Here is a 1,936-nt window from a genome sequence, read left to right as displayed (position 1 = left end):
AGTGGTTTAGCCCAGTAATGACGAGGCTTTGAGTGGGTTTTGACAGGTCAAAGAAAATGGAGCAGAATTGAGGCGTTTTTAATCGGCGTTGGGGAGTGCGTCAACACTCCCCAACATTTCGAATGTGTCACCTCAGCGGCAAACTCTGGTGACATGTACTGGCTCGCAATGCACAGGTACGTGATGAATATACCACATCAAATCACAGCCTGCCCAGATCGGAGCAGGCTTAATGTCAGAAGATAAATTCCTTTCGGACTACAGCCCCCGTGATGCAGTTTGGGATACCCAGCGCACGCTTACCGATTCTGTCGGGGGTATCTACCAGACTGCTGCTGAATTCGAGCGCTATGCACTCCGTATGGCCTCCTGTAGCGGTTTGTTACGTTTTGGTTGGTCTACCATCATGGAAACCGGAGAAACGCGCCTACGGCTTCGTAGTGCGCAATTTTGCCGTGTCCGTCATTGCCCTGTCTGCCAGTGGAGAAGAACCCTCATGTGGCAAGCCCGTTTTTATCAGGCTCTACCGAAAATCGTTGTGGATTACCCGTCTTCCCGATGGTTGTTTCTGACGTTAACTGTCAGGAACTGCGAGATAGGTGAACTTGGAACAGTCCTTACAGCAATGAATGCGGCGTTTAAGCGAATGGAAAAGCGAAAGGAGCTATCACCTGTTCAGGGGTGGATCAGGGCTACGGAGGTGACGCGAGGTAAGGATGGCAGCGCACATCCGCATTTTCACTGTCTGCTGATGGTGCAACCTTCTTGGTTTAAAGGGAAGAACTACGTTAAGCACGAACGTTGGGTAGAACTCTGGCGCGATTGCTTGCGGGTGAACTATGAGCCGAATATCGATATTCGGGCAGTAAAAACTAAGACAGGTGAGGTTGTGGCCAACGTTGCCGAGCAACTGCAAAGCGCGGTTGCTGAAACGCTGAAATACTCCGTTAAACCGGAAGATATGGCAAACGATCCTGAGTGGTTTCTTGAGCTGACGCGGCAGCTTCACAAGCGCCGTTTTATCTCGACCGGTGGGGCGCTAAAAAACGTCCTCCAGTTGGATCGAGAAACCAATGAGGATCTTGTCATTGCCGACGATGTAGGGGATGGCACTGATGACGGGAAGCGGACGGCGTTTGTCTGGGATTCAGGTAAACGGCGTTACAAACGCGCCCCTGAGAAGGATAAATCGGATTAACGTATGAATATTAATATTGAATACCTGAATGGAAATAAGACTATTGGTTTATTTTTTTTAAGAAGTGAAGCGGTGATTCCTGACAGGTTTAAAAACCTTATTTTGCTTATTGATGGATTAAGTTTTGGCACATTTGGTTTTCATCCGCACGAAGGTTTTGAGGATGAATTAATTTTATATATTCAGAAAACAAACGAGAGGGTAAAAACTCTTTTTGTGAAAATAGATTTAAACGGTATCAAGTTTGGATTTTTAAGAACGCATTCTTAGTTCTGGAAAAGAGCCAGCGGCAGGCTGAGGTGATAGGTACGAGATTGCATGCAATCTCTAGTGCTCTGTCTATCCTGCATTATCCTCAGCATTATCCTCAGCCTTGCCAACTCGACACCAATGCAGGATAGACAATCCGATGTCAAATGTTAACACTCTGCGAGTGGTATATTTTCCCCGGATTATCGTCCTGAGCCTGCCGCTGGCTCTCTTTCTACCGCCTCGCTTTGCTCGTTGCTCAACGCCTCACAGACACGGATTAAAATCCGCATCCGTTCACCGTTTTTTAAAGTCCGTTAAAAGCATGATGCCATCTCCGAGAGTTAATCTCGTCAAATGCTAAATCGTGGGGGTCCCCTTTGGGGTTCCGATTTAGTGATTGACGACACCACCGATTAAAAAACTTATGCGGGGTGGATGGTTTCACGAAGTGAGGCCATCCACCTGTAAGACAGGGTTTTGTTTTTA

Annotated in this window: 2 protein-coding genes; both read left to right on the top strand. The window is 47.4% G+C overall.

Annotated elements, in window-relative coordinates; all coding sequences use genetic code 11:
* The first annotated feature begins 232 nt into the window (after positions 1 to 232).
* Positions 233 to 1,198, top strand: coding sequence for a protein rep (locus OGY08_RS00290; protein ID WP_001287824.1), 966 nt, complete (start codon positions 233 to 235; stop codon positions 1,196 to 1,198).
* Positions 1,199 to 1,201: 3 nt separating this feature from the next.
* Positions 1,202 to 1,468 (top strand): hypothetical protein, encoded by a 267-nt coding sequence (locus tag OGY08_RS00285; protein ID WP_001024536.1) that lies wholly within the window; start codon positions 1,202 to 1,204, stop codon positions 1,466 to 1,468.
* Positions 1,469 to 1,936 lie beyond the last annotated feature (468 nt).

This window comes from Citrobacter sp. Cpo069, assembly GCF_030332785.1.
Lineage (GTDB): Bacteria > Pseudomonadota > Gammaproteobacteria > Enterobacterales > Enterobacteriaceae > Citrobacter > Citrobacter portucalensis.
The sequence above is the reverse complement of the archived record's forward strand: the minus strand, read 5'-3'. Positions and strand labels throughout refer to the sequence as shown.

Bases quoted from the DNA above. Each gene is read 5' to 3' on its own strand.
- OGY08_RS00290 (WP_001287824.1), top strand. From the start codon at position 233: ATGTCAGAAGATAAATTCCTTTCGGACTACAGCCCCCGTGATGCAGTT.
- OGY08_RS00285 (WP_001024536.1), top strand. From the start codon at position 1,202: ATGAATATTAATATTGAATACCTGAATGGAAATAAGACTATTGGTTTA.